This is a genomic window from Streptomyces sp. NPDC053426 (genome assembly GCF_055585405.1).
Window position 1 is genome coordinate 140,107 of the sequence record NZ_JBVJKE010000011.1, and the last position, 17,197, is coordinate 157,303.

A 17,197-nucleotide genomic window follows, 5' to 3' on the forward strand; every position below is an offset into this window, starting at 1 on the left:
GCCTCCCGGTCGTACGGTCTCACCGAGGTGAGCGCACCGTCTGCAGGAACTCGCGCAGGATGCGCTCGCCGGCCAGGACTCCCCGCTCGGGGAGGGCCCTGATCGCGGGGGCCGTCCATTCGGCGTCGGCGAGTTCGCCGTGGCCGGGGCGCCAGCTCCGGTCGGCGGCGAGGAGCAGGTCGGCGTCGAGGAGGGAGTCGCCGGCGGCGAGGGTGAGATCGGCTCCGGTGCGGCGGGCGACCTCGCGCATGGCCGCGCTCTTGGTGAGGGGCCCCGGCACGGCGTAGATCTTGCGGCCCTGGAGGGACACGGTCCAGCCGCGGTTCTCCGCCCACTCCCCGAGTTCCTTCACCCACTCCTCGCGCAGCAGTTCCCGCTCGACGACGAGGTAGGCGAAGAGGTCCTCGGCGACCCGGTGCTTGCGCACCCAGACCGGGTCGGCGGTCCGCAGCAGATGGTCCTGCACCTCGGACAGCGGGGCGCACTCGTCGGCCAGCCGGGCGAGCACCCGGGCGTGCCAGTCCCGGTCGGACACGCCGTCGACGAGGAGGTGCCCGCCGTTGGCGCAGATCGCGTAGGTCGGCGGCGGGCCGGGGAGGTTGATGCGCTGGTACTGCTTGCGGGTGCGGGTCGTCGTGGGGACGAACACGGCCTCGTCGCCGAGGTCGGTGAGGAGCTGTGCCGCCGTCTCCGTCATATAGGACAGGGGCTTGCTCTCGTGGACCTCCACGCACAGCAGCCGGGGTGCCCGTGCGTCCGGCATGGTCAGGGCGAGGGCGGCGGCGGAGTAGATGAGTGTGCGGTCGAGGTCGCTGGCGACGATGACGGGCATCAGCGGGTCACCGCCTTGCCGTCGGCGCCGGTGGCGCCGCGGGTGTAGCGGGGGTGGATCAGTCCGACGCAGGTGTAGGGGAGTCCGTCGACCTCTTCGACGGGGACGCCCCGCTGCTGGGCGAGGAGGCGTACATGGTCGAGGTCGCTGCCGGCTCCGGCTCGGGCGAGCACCTTCCAGGGCACCCGGCGCAGCAGCACCCGGGTGGTCTCGCCGACGCCGGGCTTGACGAGGTTCACGTCGTGGATGCCGTACTCCTCGCTGATGCGTTCGACCGCCGCCCAGCCCTCCCAGGTGGGGGTGCGGTCGGTGGAGAGGAGTTCCTTGGCCTGGGCGCAGGCGGCGTCGGTGACCTCCGGGAAGCGGGCGGAGACGGCGTCCAGGAAGGCCACCGAGAGGTCCGCGCCGGCGAGTTCGCGGTAGAACTTGGCGCCGTGGAAGTCGTGCGGGCCGACCAGGTCGGCGCGGAGAACGGTGCGTGAGATCAGGCCTGACACCGTGGAGTTGAGGCAGGCGGAGGGGATCAGATAGTCCTCGCGGGTGCCGTAGGTGCGGACGCAGGAGCCGGGGTCGGCCAGGACCGCGATCTCCGGGTCGAAGCCGGTGACGCCCTCGGTCTTCTCGAACTCCTCGACGGCCTGGGCGAGTTCGCGGGTGATGGCGCCCTTGCCGGTCCAGCCGTCGACGAAGACCACGTCCCGGGGGTCGTGGTGGGCGGCCAGCCAGCGCAGCGCGGTGGCGTCGATGCCCCGGCCGCGGACGATCGAAACAGCGTAGTGAGGGAGGGCGAGATGGTGGCGGTACTGCGCCCAGCGGCGCATCAGGATGCCCACGGGGGTGCCCGCGCGGGCCAGGGAGACGAGCACCGGGCGGGGAGACCGTTCGGCGAGCACGGTCTCGGTGACCACGCCCACCGCGTGGGCCAGGCGGGCCGCCGACTCGTTCAGGGCCGCGTGGAACAGTTCCTGGTACCGCTCGCTCGGCTGGTACTCCACGGGCAGCGACTCCGCGTAGTGGGCGCCGCCGCTCTGGATGGCCTCCTCGCGCTCCTCGGTCGGCGCCTCCAGCGTCACGTCCGAGAGGTCCTGGAGCAGCCAGCCGACCTCCTCGGGCGCGTACGAGGAGAAGGCGGGGCCTCTGAGGGGCTCGGGCAGCATGGTGGCGGGCCTTTCGGGGGCGTCCGGTCGGGCGTCCTGGGCTGCGGGTACGTAGGACGGTACGACCGCGAGGAGGACCTGCGGGGTGTGCGCGGCGAGCCGGGCGAGCAGGCCGTCGGGCGCGTGCAGTGCGGGGGTGTCGGCGGCCGAGTCGACGACGGCGACGACGGTGTCGAAGCCGCCGCCGGCGACGTTGTAGGCGTAGCGCTCGCCGGGGCCGTCGGCGGGGTCGTCGTGGGCGGGGAAGACCAGGCGGGTGCGTATCGCATAGCCGGGGTCGTCGACGGCGAGGACGGGCGAGCGGGTGGTGGTGGAGAAACGCACGTCGGCGCGGACGGTCCGCTCCAGCTCGTCCGCCAGGCGCAGCGGGGCGTACATCAGCTCCTCGAAGCCGAGGACGAGGACGCGGTGCGCGTCATCGGGGAGTGCCTTCGCGAGGCGGGCCGCCATGCCGGGGAGTGCGTGTTCGAGGCGGGCTCGGTGCGTGGGGGTGAAGCCGTGGCGGCCGCCGTCGGGGAGGCCGTCCGGCCAGCGCAGGTCCACTCGTGTGGTGCGCTCGTCGTTCGGGTGCGGGCCGGTTGTGGCCGGTCGCGCCCGCGCGGCGGCAGCCGCGGTTTCGACTGCGCCCCGCGCCCCCGGGGGGTTTGTCCGGGCGTCGGCTTCCGGGCTCGGGGGGCGGGCATCTCCCTCGAGGGGCGCGGGGAACCGCGCGGCCGGCCCCGACGCAGCCGCGGACGCCCGGCCACTCCCCGCGGCACTCTCGTACCGCGCCACCAGGGACTGCCCCTTCTCAAGGACGCCGTCAGGCAACCGCACCGTGCCCGACGCGGTCGTCACCAGGTCGATGCGTGCCCCGATCTCGCGGGCGAACCCGTCCAGCCGTCCGGCGTCCGCGGGCGACCGCATGTCGACGAGGGCGACCACGACGTACCGCCCCCGCGGATACCGCGCGTGAAGATCCCGGACGGTGTTCAGCACCGTGTTCCCCGTGGAGAACTCGTCGTCGACCAGGACCAGCGGGCCGTCCCCGGCCAACAGGGACGGGTTCTCCGGGAGCAGCAGGTGGGAGGTGGCGTGGGAGTGGGACTCCTCGAAGCCGCCGGCCGTGGCGGTTCCCGCGACCGGGCGGCGGGTGGAGTGCAGATAGGGTGCGGCGCCCAGGCCGTCGGCGACGGAATGCCCCAGACCGGTCGCGGTCTCGGCATAGCCGAGGACCACCGCGTCCTCCGCCGAGTCGCCCAGCAGCTCCCGCACCCGGCGGCCGAGCGCGACGCCGTGGCCGTACACGACGGACGGGGACTGGGGGACGTGCTTGCCGAGGACGTTGGAGACCAGCAGGTGGGCCCGCTTGGGGTTGCGGCGCAGTGCCAGCCCCAGCAGTCCGGGCAGGCTCTCGTCCCCGGCCAGTTCGACGCCGAGCCGCTCCGTGACCCAGCTGCCGGACCATATGTCCTCGCCGGTCCGGGTCGCGTGACGCGCCGGGTGGCGCATCCCCTCGTTCACAGTCTTCTCCGTCCCGGTCACTCGGCCAGACCTGCCGCGAGCAGTTCCACGAAGCCGATGTCCTCGTTGGTGACGCCGAAGACCTCGGCGCGCAGCAGGGTCCGCTCGGCCCAGGCGCGGTGGGGTTTCACCTCGTTCATCTTGTTCGTGTAGGCGGACCTGAGTACACCCCCGCCGCCGCGTTCCGGCCGGAGGATGTCCTGGGCGTCGCTGAACTCCTCGTGGCTGACGACGGACAGCGCGTGCACGGGGAGTACGTGCGAGGGGTGGATGCAGGTCTTGCCCAGCAGGCCGTTGGCCCGGTCGAGGGAGATCTCTCGCAGCAGGCCGTCCATGGCGTGTTCGATCAGCTTCTCGCGCAGTGCCACGGCCTGCACCTCGTGGAAGGGGCTCTGCCGCAGGAGTGGCTTGAACATGCGTTCCTGGACCCGGAAGTACTCCCAGACCGGCCCCGTCACGGTGAATCCGGTGCCGTCGGCCCGGGCCAGCATGTTCACCACGTCGGAGATCACGGAGGCGACGACCTGGATGTCGTACGCCGTCATGTCGGGGCCCCTGCGCAGCCCGTAGGAGGAGCAGAAGTCGGTCACGCCCAGACGCAGTGCGAGGACGCGGTCGCGGTACTTGTCGACGGCGCGGAAGATGCCTTCGAGGGTCTCGACGCGGGATTCGCGGTAGAGCAGTTCGGGCGACTCGAGCACGGGCATGGCGAAGAGCCGGTGGCCGCTTTCGGCCTCGGCGGTGGCCAGCGCCTCCAGGAACGGCAGGCCGCGTTCCGCGGTGAACTTCGGCAGTACGAATCCGGACAGCAGCGCGACGGAGGGGCCGAGGCGGCGGACGAGGTCGGGGATCTGCTCGGGGGTGCGGACCCGGATGAACAGCAGCGGCAGGTCCGCCCCGGGCCGCCCGGCCAGGTCCGTGAACTGCCGTACGAGGTTCTCCTCACCGGCGGGCACGTCGGCGTCGTCGATGGAGTCCTCCAGGCACAACACCATGGAGACCACACCGCGTCCGCCCTGCTTGACGACGTCGTCGGCGAGCCGGGGCCGGGTCGCGGGGCTGTAGAGCGTGGCGCCGAGGGCCGCGGAGAGCAGCCGGGCCGGGGAATCCGGCGTGAACTCGCCGGGCTCCCGGTAGAAGAGACGTTTCCGCACCGCAGGGGCGATGTGCCCGAAATGACGCATTGAACTCCCCCGTGGCCTCTCTGGAATCTATGGAATCCGTGGAATGTCGGAAGGTGGCCGGTAATAGTACGTAGGGATCCATGTCAGCGGTTCCCTCGGGGCATGAACTTCAGGTAACCCCGCCGTGTCGACCCCAACCCCCCGCGTTGTCGTGACCAGGACGGAGAAGGCAGGATGGCCGCATGACGCACGCGATGCTCAAGGGGTCGAACGTCCCTCTCGAGGCCACCACGGTACGTGCCGTGCTGCGCTGGTCGCCCGGGCAGGGGGTGCCGGACATCGACGCCTCCGCGCTGCTCCTCGGCCCCGACGGTCGTGTGCGCTCCGACGAGGACTTCGTCTTCTACAACCAGCCACGGCACCCTGCCGGGCAGGTGTGGCGACTCGGCAAGAAGCGCGTCGCCGAGGGCCTGACCGACACGATCCAGACGGATCTCGCCGGTGTCGAGTCCGGTGTCGGCCGGATTCTGCTCGTCGCGTCGGCGGACGGCGTCGCCTTCGACCGCGTACGGGACCTGCGCATCCTGCTGTACGACGCGCAGGCCGCCGACGGGGACGCGCTGGCGTACTTCGACATCAAGCCGGAGACCGGCGAGGAGACCGCGCTGATCTGCGGTGAGCTGTACCGGCGCGGTGAGGGCTGGAAGTTCCGGGCGCTCGGCGAGGGCTATTCGAACGGCCTGAAGGGCCTGGCGACCGACTTCGGCATCTCGGTGGACGAGTCGGAGGCCGCGCAGGAGCCCGACCCCTCGGACGTCACCCAGCTTCCGCCCCCGACGGCGCACGTACCGGCCTCCGACCGGACCTCCTCCGAGGCCCTGACGCAGCCGCAGGCCCAGCTCGCCCCGCCGGTGCCCGAGGTGTCCCGGCCGCTGCCGCCCGAGCAGCCGGCGGGGGTGCCCGCGCAGCCCGCCTACGGCTATCCGCCGCAGCAGCCCGCGGCCACGCAGCCGGCCTACGGCTATCCGCAGCCGACCAGCCAGCCCGCCTACGGCTACCCGCCGGCGCCCGCCACGGCCGCCGCGGGGGCGCCGGGCGGGTACGGTTTCCCGCCGCCGGCCGCCGCCTCCCCCGACCCGGACTTCCGGCTTCCGCCGCAGGGCCCGCAGTTCATCGGGCGCTGACGGGCCGGCACCCGCGCGATCAAGGGCTTCTCAGCGATCGGCCTTCGTCTTGAAGCCCCTCCCCCACTGGAGCCCCCACCCGTACAGCCGGTCCAGCTCCGCCTGGAATCCGTACACGAACTTCACCTCGCGGCGGACGAGGATCTCGTTCTTGACGTTCTCGATCATCACCACGGCGCAGGAACGGGCCTGGGGGTGGCGTTCGTCGAGGCCGATCTCGATCCGCGGGCCGCTGCTGGGGTAGAGCGTGACCATGGCGTGCGTGCGGTCGAACGCGGGTGTCTGGTCGTAGATGTAGGCGAAGACCAGCAGGCGCTTGATGTTCTCGCGGTGGTCCAGGTTGACGTACATGGTCTCGCCCGAGCCGGACCCGAACCGGTCGTCGCCGCTGAGCTTGACGTACGGCGCGGCGTTGACGTCGCCGAGGAAGCCGCCGAGGGGCTGGACCACGCCCTTGGTGCCGTCCTGGAGCTCGTACAGGCAGCCGAGGTCGAGGTCGACGTTGACCATGGACTGGCTGTGGCCGACGACCTCCGGCGGTTTGAGCGCCTTGAGGGGGTGGCGCAGCAGGCTCTCCCGCTGGGAGCCGCCGAAGTCGGAGGTCCGCATCCGCCAGCTCAGGTTGATCCGCAGATGGCCGGTGGCCGCGCCCTGTTTGGTCAGGGACACCTGACCGTGCCGTTTGGTCAGCTCGATGGCGTTGCTGGCCGCGCTGCCCGAGTCGAAGGCGCTCTCACGTCCGCGCCACAGTCCGTCCAGGAAACCCATTCCCGCCCCAAGTCCAGTCGCCGAACCCCGCTCGGGCCGCCGGAACTCCCGGACGGCCGACGGGGCGGCCCCGAGGAGTGGTCCTCGGTGGCCGCCCCGTCGAGAGCGTTCCTCACCCGGAGGGCTGTCACACCCCGGAGGTGACCTCAGTCTTGTCGCCTGCGTTTCCCTCGGCTTCCGCGAGCCGCTTGTTGCGGCGCACGGAGGACAGGAAGGACCAGCCGATCAGGATGACGCCGATGGAGCCGGTGATGAGCTCGGGGATCTCGTACTGGATGGTGACGAGCAGGATCAGCGCCAGGGCGCCGATGGCGTAGTGCGCGCCGTGCTCCAGGTAGACGTACTCGTCCAGGGTGCCCTGGCGGACCAGGTAGACGGTCAGGGACCGCACGTACATGGCGCCGATGCCCAGGCCGAGGGCCATCAGGACGATGTCGTTGGTGATGGCGAAGGCGCCGATCACGCCGTCGAAGGAGAAGGACGCGTCCAGGACCTCCAGGTAGAGGAACATGAAGAACGCGGCCTTGCCGGCCATGGCCACCACCGTGCGGGGCTTGCCCTCGCGGGCGGCCTTCTCCTCCTCCTCGTGCTCGTGCTCCTCCTCCTCTTCGAGCTTGTCCTCGAAGTAGCCGGAGAGCCCGCCCACGATCATGTAGGTGATCAGACCGGCGATACCGGCGAGCAGGACCGTCTCGGCCTTGTCGACGTGCGTGCCGCCGTGCTGGTGGGCGTGGGTGGCGAAGGTCATGGCGGAGATCAGCAGGATGATCAGCGCGATGCAGACCGACAGCATGTCGATCTTGCCGAGCTTGGCCAGCGGGCGCTCCAGCCACGCCAGCCACTTGATCTCCCGGTCCTCGAAGATGAAGTCCAGGAAGATCATCAGCAGGAACATGCCACCGAACGCGGCGATCGCCGGGTGGGCGTCGGTGACGAGTTCCTGGTAACGGTCCTTGTCGCTGAGCGCGAGGTCGACGGCCTCGATCGGGCCGAGCTGGGCGCTGACGGCGACGATGACGACGGGGAAGACCAGCCGCATGCCGAAGACGGCGATCAGAATGCCGATGGTGAGGAAGATCTTCTGCCAGAAGGCATTCATCTTCTTCAGGATGCCGGCGTTGACCACCGCGTTGTCGAAGGACAGCGAGATCTCGAGGATCGAGAGGATCGCCACGATTCCGAAGGCGGTCCACCCCCCGAAGAGGATCGCTGCGACCAGGCCGAGCGCGGTGACCGCGAACGACCAGCCGAAGGTTTTCAGAACCACTGGCTACCCCAGGTGTGTTAACGGGTCTCCCCCGCTGCCGTGATCGGCTTTACGAAACGTTGACTCCGAAGTCTAGAGCGATGCCCCGCAACCCCGACGCGTACCCCTGCCCCACCGCACGGAACTTCCATTCGCCCTGATAGCGATAGAGCTCGCCGAAGATCATCGCGGTTTCGGTGGACGCGTCCTCGCTCAGGTCGTAACGGGCGAGTTCCTGGCCGTCCGCCTGGTTCACCACGCGGATGAAGGCATTGCTGACCTGGCCGAAGGTCTGGCCGCGCTCGTCGGCCATGTGGATGGAGACCGGAAAGACGATCTTGTCGCACTGAGCCGGCACCTTGGGGAGGTCGACCAGCAGGGACTCGTCGTCCCCGTCGCCCTCACCGGTGAGGTTGTCACCGGTGTGCTCCACCGAGCCGTCCGGGCTCTTGAGCTGGTTGTAGAAGACGAACCACTCGTCCCCCATGACCCGGCCGCCGCTGCACATCAGCGCGCTGGCGTCGAGGTCGAAGTCGGCTCCGGTGGTGGAGCGCGCGTCCCAGCCGAGTCCGATCATGACCTGTGTGAGGTTGGGTGCGGCCTTGGACAGGGAGACGTTGCCCCCTTTGGCAAGCGTGACGCCCATGATGCTGGTCCCTCCCCGGGTGGTGATGTTTCTCAGGTGGTCCTGCGCGTCCGGCGCCGCACGTAAACCGTGCGGCGCCGGGCGGTGTGGCCGCGGAGGGCGGCCGGGCTCGGGCGTGGCCGCCCCGCAGGGCCTCTCAGACGTTCACGCCGAAGTCCTGCGCGATGCCGCGCAGGCCCGAGGCGTAGCCCTGGCCGATGGCGCGGAACTTCCACTCCGCGCCGTGCCGGTACAGCTCACCGAAGACCATGGCGGTCTCGGTGGAGGCGTCCTCGCTCAGGTCGTAACGGGCGATCTCGGCCTCGCCGGCCTGGTTGACGACGCGGATGAACGCGTTGCGCACCTGGCCGAAGGACTGCTGGCGGTTCTCGGCGTCGTAGATGGAGACAGGGAAGACGATCTTCTCGATGTCGGCGGGGACCCCGGCGAGGTTGATCTTGATCTGCTCGTCGTCGCCCTCGCCCTCACCGGTGAGGTTGTCACCGGTGTGCTCGACCGATCCGTCCGGGCTCTTCAGGTTGTTGAAGAAGATGAAGTGCGCGTCACTGGCGACCTTGCCGCCGCTGTTCAGCAGCAGGGCGCTGGCATCGAGGTCGAAGTCGGTACCGGTCGTGGTGCGGATGTCCCACCCCAGACCGACGATGACCGCGGTCAGGCCCGGCGCCTCCTTGGTCAGCGATACGTTGCCGCCCTTGCTGAGGCTGACTCCCACGAGTCCTCCATTGGTGTCCTGGGGCGGGGTGCCCCGTAGTGCGTTGGATGTCGGATCAACGAGTCGATCCTAGTGACGGGTTCCCGGCCGCCGCAGGCCCCGCGGCCGAAGAATCACAGGGTGTCGGGCCGGATCCACGGGTGTCGAGCGCTTTGACGCGACTACAGGGTGTCGAGCGCCTTGACGTACTCGTTCAGGTCACGGGCGTCCGGCAGGGCGTTGACGACGGTCCAGCGCACGACGCCCTCCTTGTCGACGATGAACGTCCCGCGCACCGCGCAGCCCTTGTCCTCGTCGAAGACGCCGTACGCGCGCGAGACGTCGCCGTGCGGCCAGAAGTCGCTGAGCAGGGGGTACTCCAGGCCCTCCTGCTCGGCGAAGACGCGCAGGGTGTGGATGGAGTCGTTGGAGACGGCGAGCACCTGGGTGTCGCGGTCGGAGAACTGCGGCAGCCGGTCGCGGACCTCGCACAGCTCACCGGTGCACACGCCGGTGAAGGCGAACGGGTAGAAGAGCACCACCACGTTCTTCCGCCCGCGGAAGTCGGACAGCCTCACGGTCGCCCCGTGGTTGTCCTTGAGTTCGAAGTCGGGGGCCTTGTCGCCGACCTGGATCGCCATCGTCGTGTTCATCCCTTCGGGGTGGTTCGCTCCGACCACCCTACGCAGGGAGCACGACAGGCCGACGGACGGGCCGACGCGTGACGCGACCGGCCCGTCCGCGGGTGGCTCACCGCTTGGACTTAGCCGCCTTCGGCGTCGCCAGCCGGCTGCCGCTCCAGTCCTTGCCCACACTGACGCTCTTGGCCGCCGTCAGGCCCGCCGTGGTGGCCGCCTCCGAGATGTCGCTCGGCTCCACGTAGCCCGAACGGCCCGTCTTCGGCGTGAGGAGCAGGATCGCGCCGCCCTCTTCGATGTACGTGGTGGCATCCACCAGCGCATCCGTCAGGTCGCCGTCGTCGTCGCGGAACCACAGCACAACGGCGTCAGCCACGTCGTCGTAGTCCTCATCGACGAGGTCGCTCTCGATGACGCCCTCGATGGCCTCGCGGAGCTCCTGGTCGACGTCGTCGTCGTAGCCGATCTCCTGGACCACCTGCCCGGGCTGGAACCCCAGCCTGGCGGCAGGGTTCGTCCGCTCCTCCGCGTGGTCCGCGGTCGCGCTCACGGGTTGCCTCCTGATCATGTCTTGGGAATATCTCAGCCACGCGCGTGCGCGAAGCATTGGCCGTAGTCCACACGGGCGGGACGGATCGCGCAAGTACCCGGCCGTGCAGACCGCCGAAACGGTGACGATCCTGGCCGGGTCACCGCAACTCCAGGCACACCATCATGGCCCGAAGTGACGCACACCACACCTTTGTGCCCCGTTTGGCCCTTTGGGAACCGTCTACGTGTACGAAGACTCGAATGGACGAGCCCCATGCACACCGTACTGGTCGCGACCGCGGATTACCTCCCGGTAGAGATGACGCCGACGGCCCCGAGGTGGACCATGGGGAGCGGCGCAATCCGGGCCGTACCGGTGAAAAACAGCGGCCCGTCTCACGGCCCTCTGACAGGTAAGGAACAGCGTGGCTTCCGCATCCGATCGCAACCCGATCATCATTGGCGGCCTTCCGAGTCAGGTTCCTGACTTCGATCCCGAGGAAACCCAGGAGTGGCTCGACTCCCTCGACGCCGCGGTCGACGAGCGCGGCCGGGAGCGGGCCCGCTATCTGATGCTGCGACTGATCGAACGTGCCCGCGAGAAGCGCGTGGCCGTGCCCGAGATGCGCAGCACGGACTACGTCAACACGATCCCGACCCGCGCCGAGCCGTTCTTCCCGGGCAACGAGGAGATCGAGCGCAAGATCCTCAACGCCACCCGCTGGAACGCCGCGGTGATGGTCTCCCGCGCGCAGCGGCCGGGCATCGGGGTCGGCGGCCACATCGCCACCTTCGCGTCCTCCGCGTCGCTGTACGACGTGGGCTTCAACCACTTCTTCCGCGGCAAGGACGAGGGCGACGGCGGCGACCAGGTCTTCTTCCAGGGGCACGCCTCCCCCGGCATCTACGCCCGCGCGTACCTGCTGGACCGGCTGAGCGAGCGGCACCTGGACGGCTTCCGCCAGGAGAAGTCGAAGGCGCCGTACACCCTGTCGTCGTATCCGCACCCGCGGCTGATGCCGGACTTCTGGGAGTTCCCGACCGTGTCGATGGGCCTCGGCCCGATCGGCGCGATCTACCAGGCGCGGATGAACCGCTACATGCACGCGCGCGGCATCGCGGACACCTCGCGCTCGCGCGTGTGGGCGTTCCTCGGCGACGGCGAGATGGACGAGCCGGAGTCGCTGGGCCAGCTCACCCTCGCCGCGCGTGAGGGCCTGGACAACCTGACCTTCGTCGTCAACTGCAACCTGCAGCGGCTGGACGGCCCGGTGCGCGGCAACGGCAAGATCATCCAGGAGCTGGAGTCGGTCTTCCGGGGCGCCGGCTGGAACGTGATCAAGCTGATCTGGGACCGCACCTGGGACCCGCTGCTCGCGCAGGACCGGGACGGGATCCTGGTCGACCGGATGAACACCACGCCGGACGGCCAGTTCCAGACGTACGCCACCGAGTCGGGCGCGTACATCCGCGACCACTTCTTCGGCGACGACCACCGGCTGCGCGCGATGGTCGAGGGCATGACCGACGACCAGATCCTGCACCTGGGGCGCGGCGGCCACGACCACCGCAAGATCTACGCGGCGTACAAGGCGGCGGCCGAGCACAAGGGCCAGCCGACGGTGATCCTCGCGAAGACGGTCAAGGGCTGGACGCTGGGCCCGAACTTCGAGGGCCGCAACGCCACGCACCAGATGAAGAAGCTGACGGTCGACGACCTCAAGCACTTCCGGGACCGGCTGCACCTGCCGATCTCCGACAAGGACCTCGAGTCCGGTCTGCCGCCCTACTACCACCCGGGGCCGGACACGGAGGAGATGCAGTACATGCACGACCGCCGCAAGTCGCTCGGCGGGTACGTGCCGACGCGGGTGGTGCGGTCGAAGCCGCTGCGGCTGCCCGAGGACAAGACGTACGCGACCGTGAAGAAGGGCTCGGGCCAGCAGTCCATCGCGACGACCATGGCCTTCGTCCGTCTCCTCAAGGACCTCATGCGGGACAAGGAGATCGGCAAGCGGTTCGTGCTGATCGCGCCGGACGAGTACCGCACGTTCGGCATGGACTCGTTCTTCCCGAGCGCGAAGATCTACAACCCGCTCGGCCAGCAGTACGAGTCCGTGGACCGGGAGCTGCTGCTCGCCTACAAGGAGGCGCCGAACGGGCAGATGCTGCACGACGGCATCTCCGAGGCCGGCTGCACGGCCTCGCTGATCGCGGCGGGATCGGCGTACGCCACGCACGGCGAGCCGCTCATCCCGGTGTACGTCTTCTACTCGATGTTCGGTTTCCAGCGCACCGGAGACCAGTTCTGGCAGATGGCCGACCAGATGGCGCGCGGTTTCGTACTGGGTGCGACCGCGGGACGTACGACGCTGACCGGTGAGGGTCTCCAGCACGCGGACGGCCACTCGCAGCTGCTGGCGTCCACGAACCCGGCGTGCGTCGCGTACGACCCGGCCTTCGGCTACGAGATCGCGCACATCGTGCAGGACGGGCTGCGCCGGATGTACGGCTCCGACGAGAAGCACCCGCACGGCGAGGACGTCTTCTACTACCTGACGGTGTACAACGAGCCGATCCAGCACCCCGCCGAGCCCGAGAACGTCGACGCGGAGGGCATCGTCAAGGGCCTCTACCGCTTCAGCGAGGGCACGGCGGGCTCGCTCCCGGCGCAGATCCTGGCGTCCGGGGTCGCGCTGCCGTGGGCGATCGAGGCGCAGAGGATCCTCGCGGAGGAGTGGAACGTCAGGGCGGACGTCTGGTCGGCGACCTCCTGGAACGAGCTGCGGCGCGAGGCGGTGGACTGCGAGCGGCACAACCTGCTGCACCCGGAGGAGGAGCAGCGCACCCCGTACGTGACGCGGAAGCTCGCGGCGGCGCAGGGACCGGTGGTGGCGGTGTCCGACTGGATGCGGTCGGTGCCGGACCAGATCGCCCGGTGGGTGCCGGGGACGTACCAGTCGCTGGGCGCGGACGGGTTCGGGTTCGCGGACACGCGGGGGGCGGCGCGGAGGTTCTTCCACATCGACGCGCAGTCGATCGTGGTGGCGGTTCTGACGGAGCTGGCGCGGGAGGGGCACCTCGACCGCTCGGTGCTGAAGCAGGCCATCGACCGCTACCAGCTCCTGGACGTCGCGGCGGCGGACCCGGGGGTCGCGGGCGGCGACGCGTAACGCGCGGGGCCGGCGGCGGGGCGGCGCACCTGCGGGCGCACCGCCCCGTCCCGTTTCCTACGATGCGGGCCATGAAGCAGCACTCCGCCCAGGTCCGCTGGGAACACCGCACCCAGCGGCCGCTCCTCGGCCTGGCCCTGGTCTTCGCCGTCGCCTACGCCGTGCCGATCGTCCGGCCCGACGCGAGCCAGGGCGTGGTCGCCCTGTGCACGGCCGTGGAGTGGACGGTGTGGGGCGCGTTCGCGGTCGACTACGCCGTCCGGCTCGCGCTCGCCGAACGGCGCCGGGTGTTCCTGCGGACGCACTGGCTGGACCTGTGCGTGGTGCTGCTTCCCCTGATCCAGCCGCTGCGGCTGCTGCGGCTGGTGTCGACGCTGCTGCTGGTCGGGCAGCGTGCCCGGCTGGCCTCGCAGATCAGGCTGACGACGTACGTCGCCGGGGCGGTGGTCGGGCTGCTGATGTTCGGCTCGCTCGCGGTGCTCTCGGTGGAGCGGGACTCGCCGGACGGCAACATCCGGACGCTGGACGACGCGGTGTGGTGGTCCTTCACGACGATGACGACCGTGGGCTACGGGGACCACGCGCCGACCACCGGTCTGGGACGCGTGCTGGCCGTGGGGCTGATGCTGTCCGGGATCGCGCTGCTCGGTGTGGTGACCGCGAACATCGCCGCCTGGTTCATCGCCCGCTTCGAGAAGGACGACGCGGAGGAGCAGCGGCAGACGGAGGCCATCGAGACGCTCACCCGGGAGGTCCGGGCGCTGCGCGCCGAGGTGGCGGCGCTGAAGTCGGCCCCGGCCGCGGAGCCGCAGCCCGAACACGGGTGAGCCCCCGGCGCCGTGCCGGGGGCTCACCTCGATATCACTACCTCTTCGGGCCTCCGGGTCAGAACATGCCGTGACCCGATGTGCTCGCTCCGGCCAGGAAGACGACGGCCAGGAGCGTGTCGATGGCGCCCAGGACGAGGGCGACCAGGGCCGGTACCGGGCGGGGACCCGTCCGGCTTCGGCCCATGGCGAGCCAGCCGCAGACGATCGCCACCGGGCCGAGGACGATCCCCAGCACGAAGAAACCGGCGACCGCGCACACGGCTCCGACGACCCCGAGCGTCGCGCGATCCGGCCCGGACCGTGACCACGTCCGGCCACGTGTGCGGGGGTGCCCGCGCGTTCGGTGTCCGAAGCTCGCCATCATCAACTCCCTGAAGGGTTGGCCGATATGGCGGGTACCCCCGCTTCCGCGGTGAATTCAGATGTGGCCGACGCCCGCGCCCGCCTCCGCGTTCTCACCGCGCTTGGTGAGGAAGGCGACCAGCACCGCCACGGCGGCGACTCCGGCGGCGACCAGGGACGCCAGGCTCATGCCGGAGATGAAGGTGTCGTGGGCGACGTCGGTGATCTTCGCGGCGATCTGCTCCGGGGTGCCCCCGGCCACGGGGGCCGCACCGACCTGCACGGCCTCGGAGGCCTGGTCGGCCTGTTCCGGGGTGAGCGGCGGGAGCCCGGCCTTCGCCCAGTTGCCCTCGAGGTCACTGTCCACCTTGGAGGCCATCACGGCGCCGAGCACGGCCGTACCGAGGCTGCCGCCGATCTGCATGGCGGCCTGCTGGAGACCACCGGCGACACCGGAGAGCTCGAGCGGCGCGTTGCCGACGATGACCTCGGTGGCGCCGACCATGACCGGCGCGAGGCCGAGACCCAGCAGGGCGAACCAGAGGGACATCACACCGCTGCCGGTGTCCGTCTCCAGCGTGGACATGCCGTACATGGCGAGCGCGGTGAACGCCATGCCGCCGGCGAGCGGGATGCGCGGGCCCACCTTGGTGATCATCACTCCGGCCAGTGGCGATCCGACGATCATCATGCCGGTGAGCGGGAGCAGGTGCAGACCGGCGTCGATCGGGCTCATGCCGTGCACGTTCTGCAGGTAGAAGGTGACGAAGAACAGGCCGCCCATGAAGGCGATGGCCATCAGCACCATCAGCACGACACCCGCGGACAGCGGTACGGAGCGGAACAGGGCCAGCGGGACCAGCGGTTCCTTGACCTTCGTCTCCCAGAAGGCGAAGGCCCCGAAGCAGGCGATCGAGGCGAAGACGAAGCTCCAGGTGTAGCCGTCGCCCCAGCCCCACTCCGGAGCCTTGATCAGGGCCCACACGAGGCAGAACATCGCGGCCGACAGCAGCGCTATGCCGAGCAGGTCGAAGGAGCGCGGGGCGTTCTCCGCGCGGTGGTCGAGCAGGATCCACACACCGAGCGCGAGGGCGAGGACGCCGACCGGCACGTTGATGAAGAACACCGACTGCCAGTTGACGTGCTCGACGAGGACACCGCCGAGGATCGGGCCGCCCGCGGTGGAGGCGCCGATGACCATGCCCCAGATGCCGATGGCCATGTTGAGCTTCTCGGCCGGGAACGTGGCCCGCAGCAGACCGAGCGCGGCCGGCATCAGCAGCGCGCCGAACAGGCCCTGGAAGACCCGGAAGATGACGACCAGTGTGATGCTGTCGGACAGACCGATGGCCCCCGACGCGGCGGCGAAGCCGACGACACCGATGAGGAAGGTCTGGCGGTGGCCGAAGCGGTCACCGAGCTTGCCCGCGGTGATCAGGCAGACCGCGAGGGCGAGGAAGTAGGCGTTGGTGATCCACTGGAGCTCCGACAGCGAGGCACCCAGGTCGGCGCCGATGGCCGGGTTCGCGATGGCCACGATGGTGCCGTCGAGGGCCACCATCATGACGCCCACGGCGACGGTGATGAGGGTGTACCAGGGGTGCCCGCGCAGCCCCTTGCCCGGGGTCCCGTCCGACGGGGCGGCCGGCGTGCCGTCCCCCGGCCCCGTCTTGTCGATGGTGGTCTGACTAGTCATACGTTCGACACTAATGTCAGCCGCTGACAGTTGACAAACCATTTCACTAGTCGGTTACTGACAGGACATCTGCGTATAGCCTGAACTGGGGAAACAGTTCGAGGAGGGGCAATGGAGACGGTCGGGACCGCCGTGGGTGCGCTGCCGCGGCCGGGTCTGAGAGAGCGCAAGAAGCAGCGCACTCGGGACGCGCTGGTCCGGGCCGCGCTGGAGCTGATCGCCACGCGCGGGTACGAGGGGACGACCGTCGACGACATCGCCGCGGCCGTCGACGTCTCCCAGCGCACCTTCTTCCGCTACTTCGCGAGCAAGGAGGAGGTGGCGTTCTTCGTCCCCCGGCTCGCGGAGTCGCACGTCGTCCAGGCCGTACGCGACCGCCCGCCGGACGAGGCGCCGCTGGAGGTGCTGCGCCGGGCCGTGCTGGACAGCTGGGACGGCATCAACGAGGCCGTCGAACAGCTCGTCCCCCTGGAACTGCACATGCGCGTCTACCGGGTGATCGAGTCGACGCCCGCCCTGCTCGCCGCCCATCTGCGGCGCGCCGCGGAGCTGGAGGAGGAGCTGGCGCGCATCGTCGCCGAGCGCGAGGGGCTCGACGTGGACGCCGACCCCCGGCCGAGGATCCTGGTGGCCGCGTTCGGCGGGGTGATCCGGGTGGCGGAGCGGCGCTGGTCCGCCGGGGACGACTTCAGCGCGTCGGCCATGCGGGACCTGATGACGACCTGCCTGGACCACGTGGGACCCGCGCTCGCGGGGAACTGGCGTACGGATCGAGCCCCGAATCGACACGACGAAACGTGATCCCAGTCACTTGGGTCACGCGAGACTCTCCCGTT

Annotated in this window: 15 protein-coding genes; 4 read left to right on the forward strand and 11 right to left on the reverse strand. The window is 70.0% G+C overall.

The genetic code is table 11. From position 1 onward, the window contains the following. Positions 1-19: 19 nt before the first annotated feature. From ACZ62B_RS22980 to ACZ62B_RS22990, 3 genes are read right to left on the reverse strand one after another with little or no spacing between them, the layout of a single operon-like run. Positions 20-832, reverse strand: coding sequence for an HAD family hydrolase (locus tag ACZ62B_RS22980; protein ID WP_344564816.1), 813 nt, complete (start codon positions 830-832; stop codon positions 20-22). Further along, entirely contained in the window at positions 832-3,480 is a 2,649-nt protein-coding gene (locus ACZ62B_RS22985) for a phosphoribosyltransferase (RefSeq protein ID WP_469691987.1), read from the reverse strand. The genes ACZ62B_RS22980 and ACZ62B_RS22985 overlap by 1 nt, the downstream gene beginning before the upstream one ends. Before the next feature lie 29 nt (positions 3,481-3,509). Next, complete coding sequence (locus ACZ62B_RS22990; RefSeq protein WP_344564814.1) at positions 3,510-4,676, reverse strand: HpcH/HpaI aldolase/citrate lyase family protein; 1,167 nt, start codon at positions 4,674-4,676, stop codon at positions 3,510-3,512. Between the two features lie 182 nt (positions 4,677-4,858). Here ACZ62B_RS22990 and ACZ62B_RS22995 point away from each other — a divergent pair, with 182 nt between their 5' ends. Further along, on the forward strand, positions 4,859-5,800 hold the full coding sequence (locus ACZ62B_RS22995) for a TerD family protein (protein ID WP_344564812.1): 942 nt from the start codon (positions 4,859-4,861) through the stop codon (positions 5,798-5,800). A gap of 30 nt (positions 5,801-5,830) precedes the next feature. On the opposite strand, the gene ACZ62B_RS23000 is transcribed toward ACZ62B_RS22995, so the two are convergent. From ACZ62B_RS23000 to ACZ62B_RS23025, 6 genes are all read right to left on the reverse strand, one after another. Then, positions 5,831-6,568, reverse strand: a complete 738-nt coding sequence (locus ACZ62B_RS23000) for a TerD family protein (protein ID WP_344564810.1) — start codon at positions 6,566-6,568, stop codon at positions 5,831-5,833. A gap of 127 nt (positions 6,569-6,695) precedes the next feature. After that, positions 6,696-7,835 (reverse strand): DUF475 domain-containing protein, encoded by a 1,140-nt coding sequence (locus ACZ62B_RS23005; protein WP_344564808.1) that lies wholly within the window; start codon positions 7,833-7,835, stop codon positions 6,696-6,698. Positions 7,836-7,884: 49 nt separating this feature from the next. Continuing rightward, entirely contained in the window at positions 7,885-8,460 is a 576-nt protein-coding gene (locus ACZ62B_RS23010) for a TerD family protein (RefSeq protein ID WP_073935772.1), read from the reverse strand. A gap of 136 nt (positions 8,461-8,596) precedes the next feature. Then, complete coding sequence (locus tag ACZ62B_RS23015; protein WP_073935773.1) at positions 8,597-9,172, reverse strand: calcium homeostasis/redox stress adaptation protein; 576 nt, start codon at positions 9,170-9,172, stop codon at positions 8,597-8,599. 161 nt (positions 9,173-9,333) lie between these two features. Beyond that, the gene (locus tag ACZ62B_RS23020; RefSeq protein ID WP_344565073.1) at positions 9,334-9,792 is read right to left on the reverse strand and encodes a peroxiredoxin; all 459 of its coding nucleotides are present in this window, start codon (positions 9,790-9,792) and stop codon (positions 9,334-9,336) included. A 109-nt stretch (positions 9,793-9,901) separates the two neighbouring features. Further along, positions 9,902-10,339 (reverse strand): DUF3052 domain-containing protein, encoded by a 438-nt coding sequence (locus tag ACZ62B_RS23025; RefSeq protein ID WP_030218400.1) that lies wholly within the window; start codon positions 10,337-10,339, stop codon positions 9,902-9,904. 406 nt (positions 10,340-10,745) lie between these two features. On the opposite strand from ACZ62B_RS23025, the gene aceE reads away from it, so the two are divergent. Continuing rightward, complete coding sequence (gene aceE, locus ACZ62B_RS23030) at positions 10,746-13,493, forward strand: pyruvate dehydrogenase (acetyl-transferring), homodimeric type (RefSeq protein ID WP_344564804.1); 2,748 nt, start codon at positions 10,746-10,748, stop codon at positions 13,491-13,493. A 71-nt stretch (positions 13,494-13,564) separates the two neighbouring features. After that, positions 13,565-14,320, forward strand: a complete 756-nt coding sequence (locus ACZ62B_RS23035) for a potassium channel family protein (protein WP_344564802.1) — start codon at positions 13,565-13,567, stop codon at positions 14,318-14,320. 58 nt (positions 14,321-14,378) lie between these two features. Here ACZ62B_RS23035 and ACZ62B_RS23040 read toward each other — a convergent pair whose 3' ends face one another. Both ACZ62B_RS23040 and ACZ62B_RS23045 read right to left on the reverse strand, forming a co-directional pair. Further along, positions 14,379-14,687: a small hydrophobic protein gene (locus ACZ62B_RS23040; protein ID WP_344564800.1), complete on the reverse strand. Its 309-nt coding sequence runs from the start codon at positions 14,685-14,687 to the stop codon at positions 14,379-14,381. 54 nt (positions 14,688-14,741) lie between these two features. Beyond that, positions 14,742-16,361, reverse strand: a complete 1,620-nt coding sequence (locus tag ACZ62B_RS23045) for an MFS transporter (protein ID WP_344564798.1) — start codon at positions 16,359-16,361, stop codon at positions 14,742-14,744. Between the two features lie 111 nt (positions 16,362-16,472). On the opposite strand from ACZ62B_RS23045, the gene ACZ62B_RS23050 reads away from it, so the two are divergent. Beyond that, positions 16,473-17,162, forward strand: a complete 690-nt coding sequence (locus tag ACZ62B_RS23050; RefSeq protein WP_344564796.1) for a TetR family transcriptional regulator — start codon at positions 16,473-16,475, stop codon at positions 17,160-17,162. Positions 17,163-17,197: the final 35 nt, after the last annotated feature.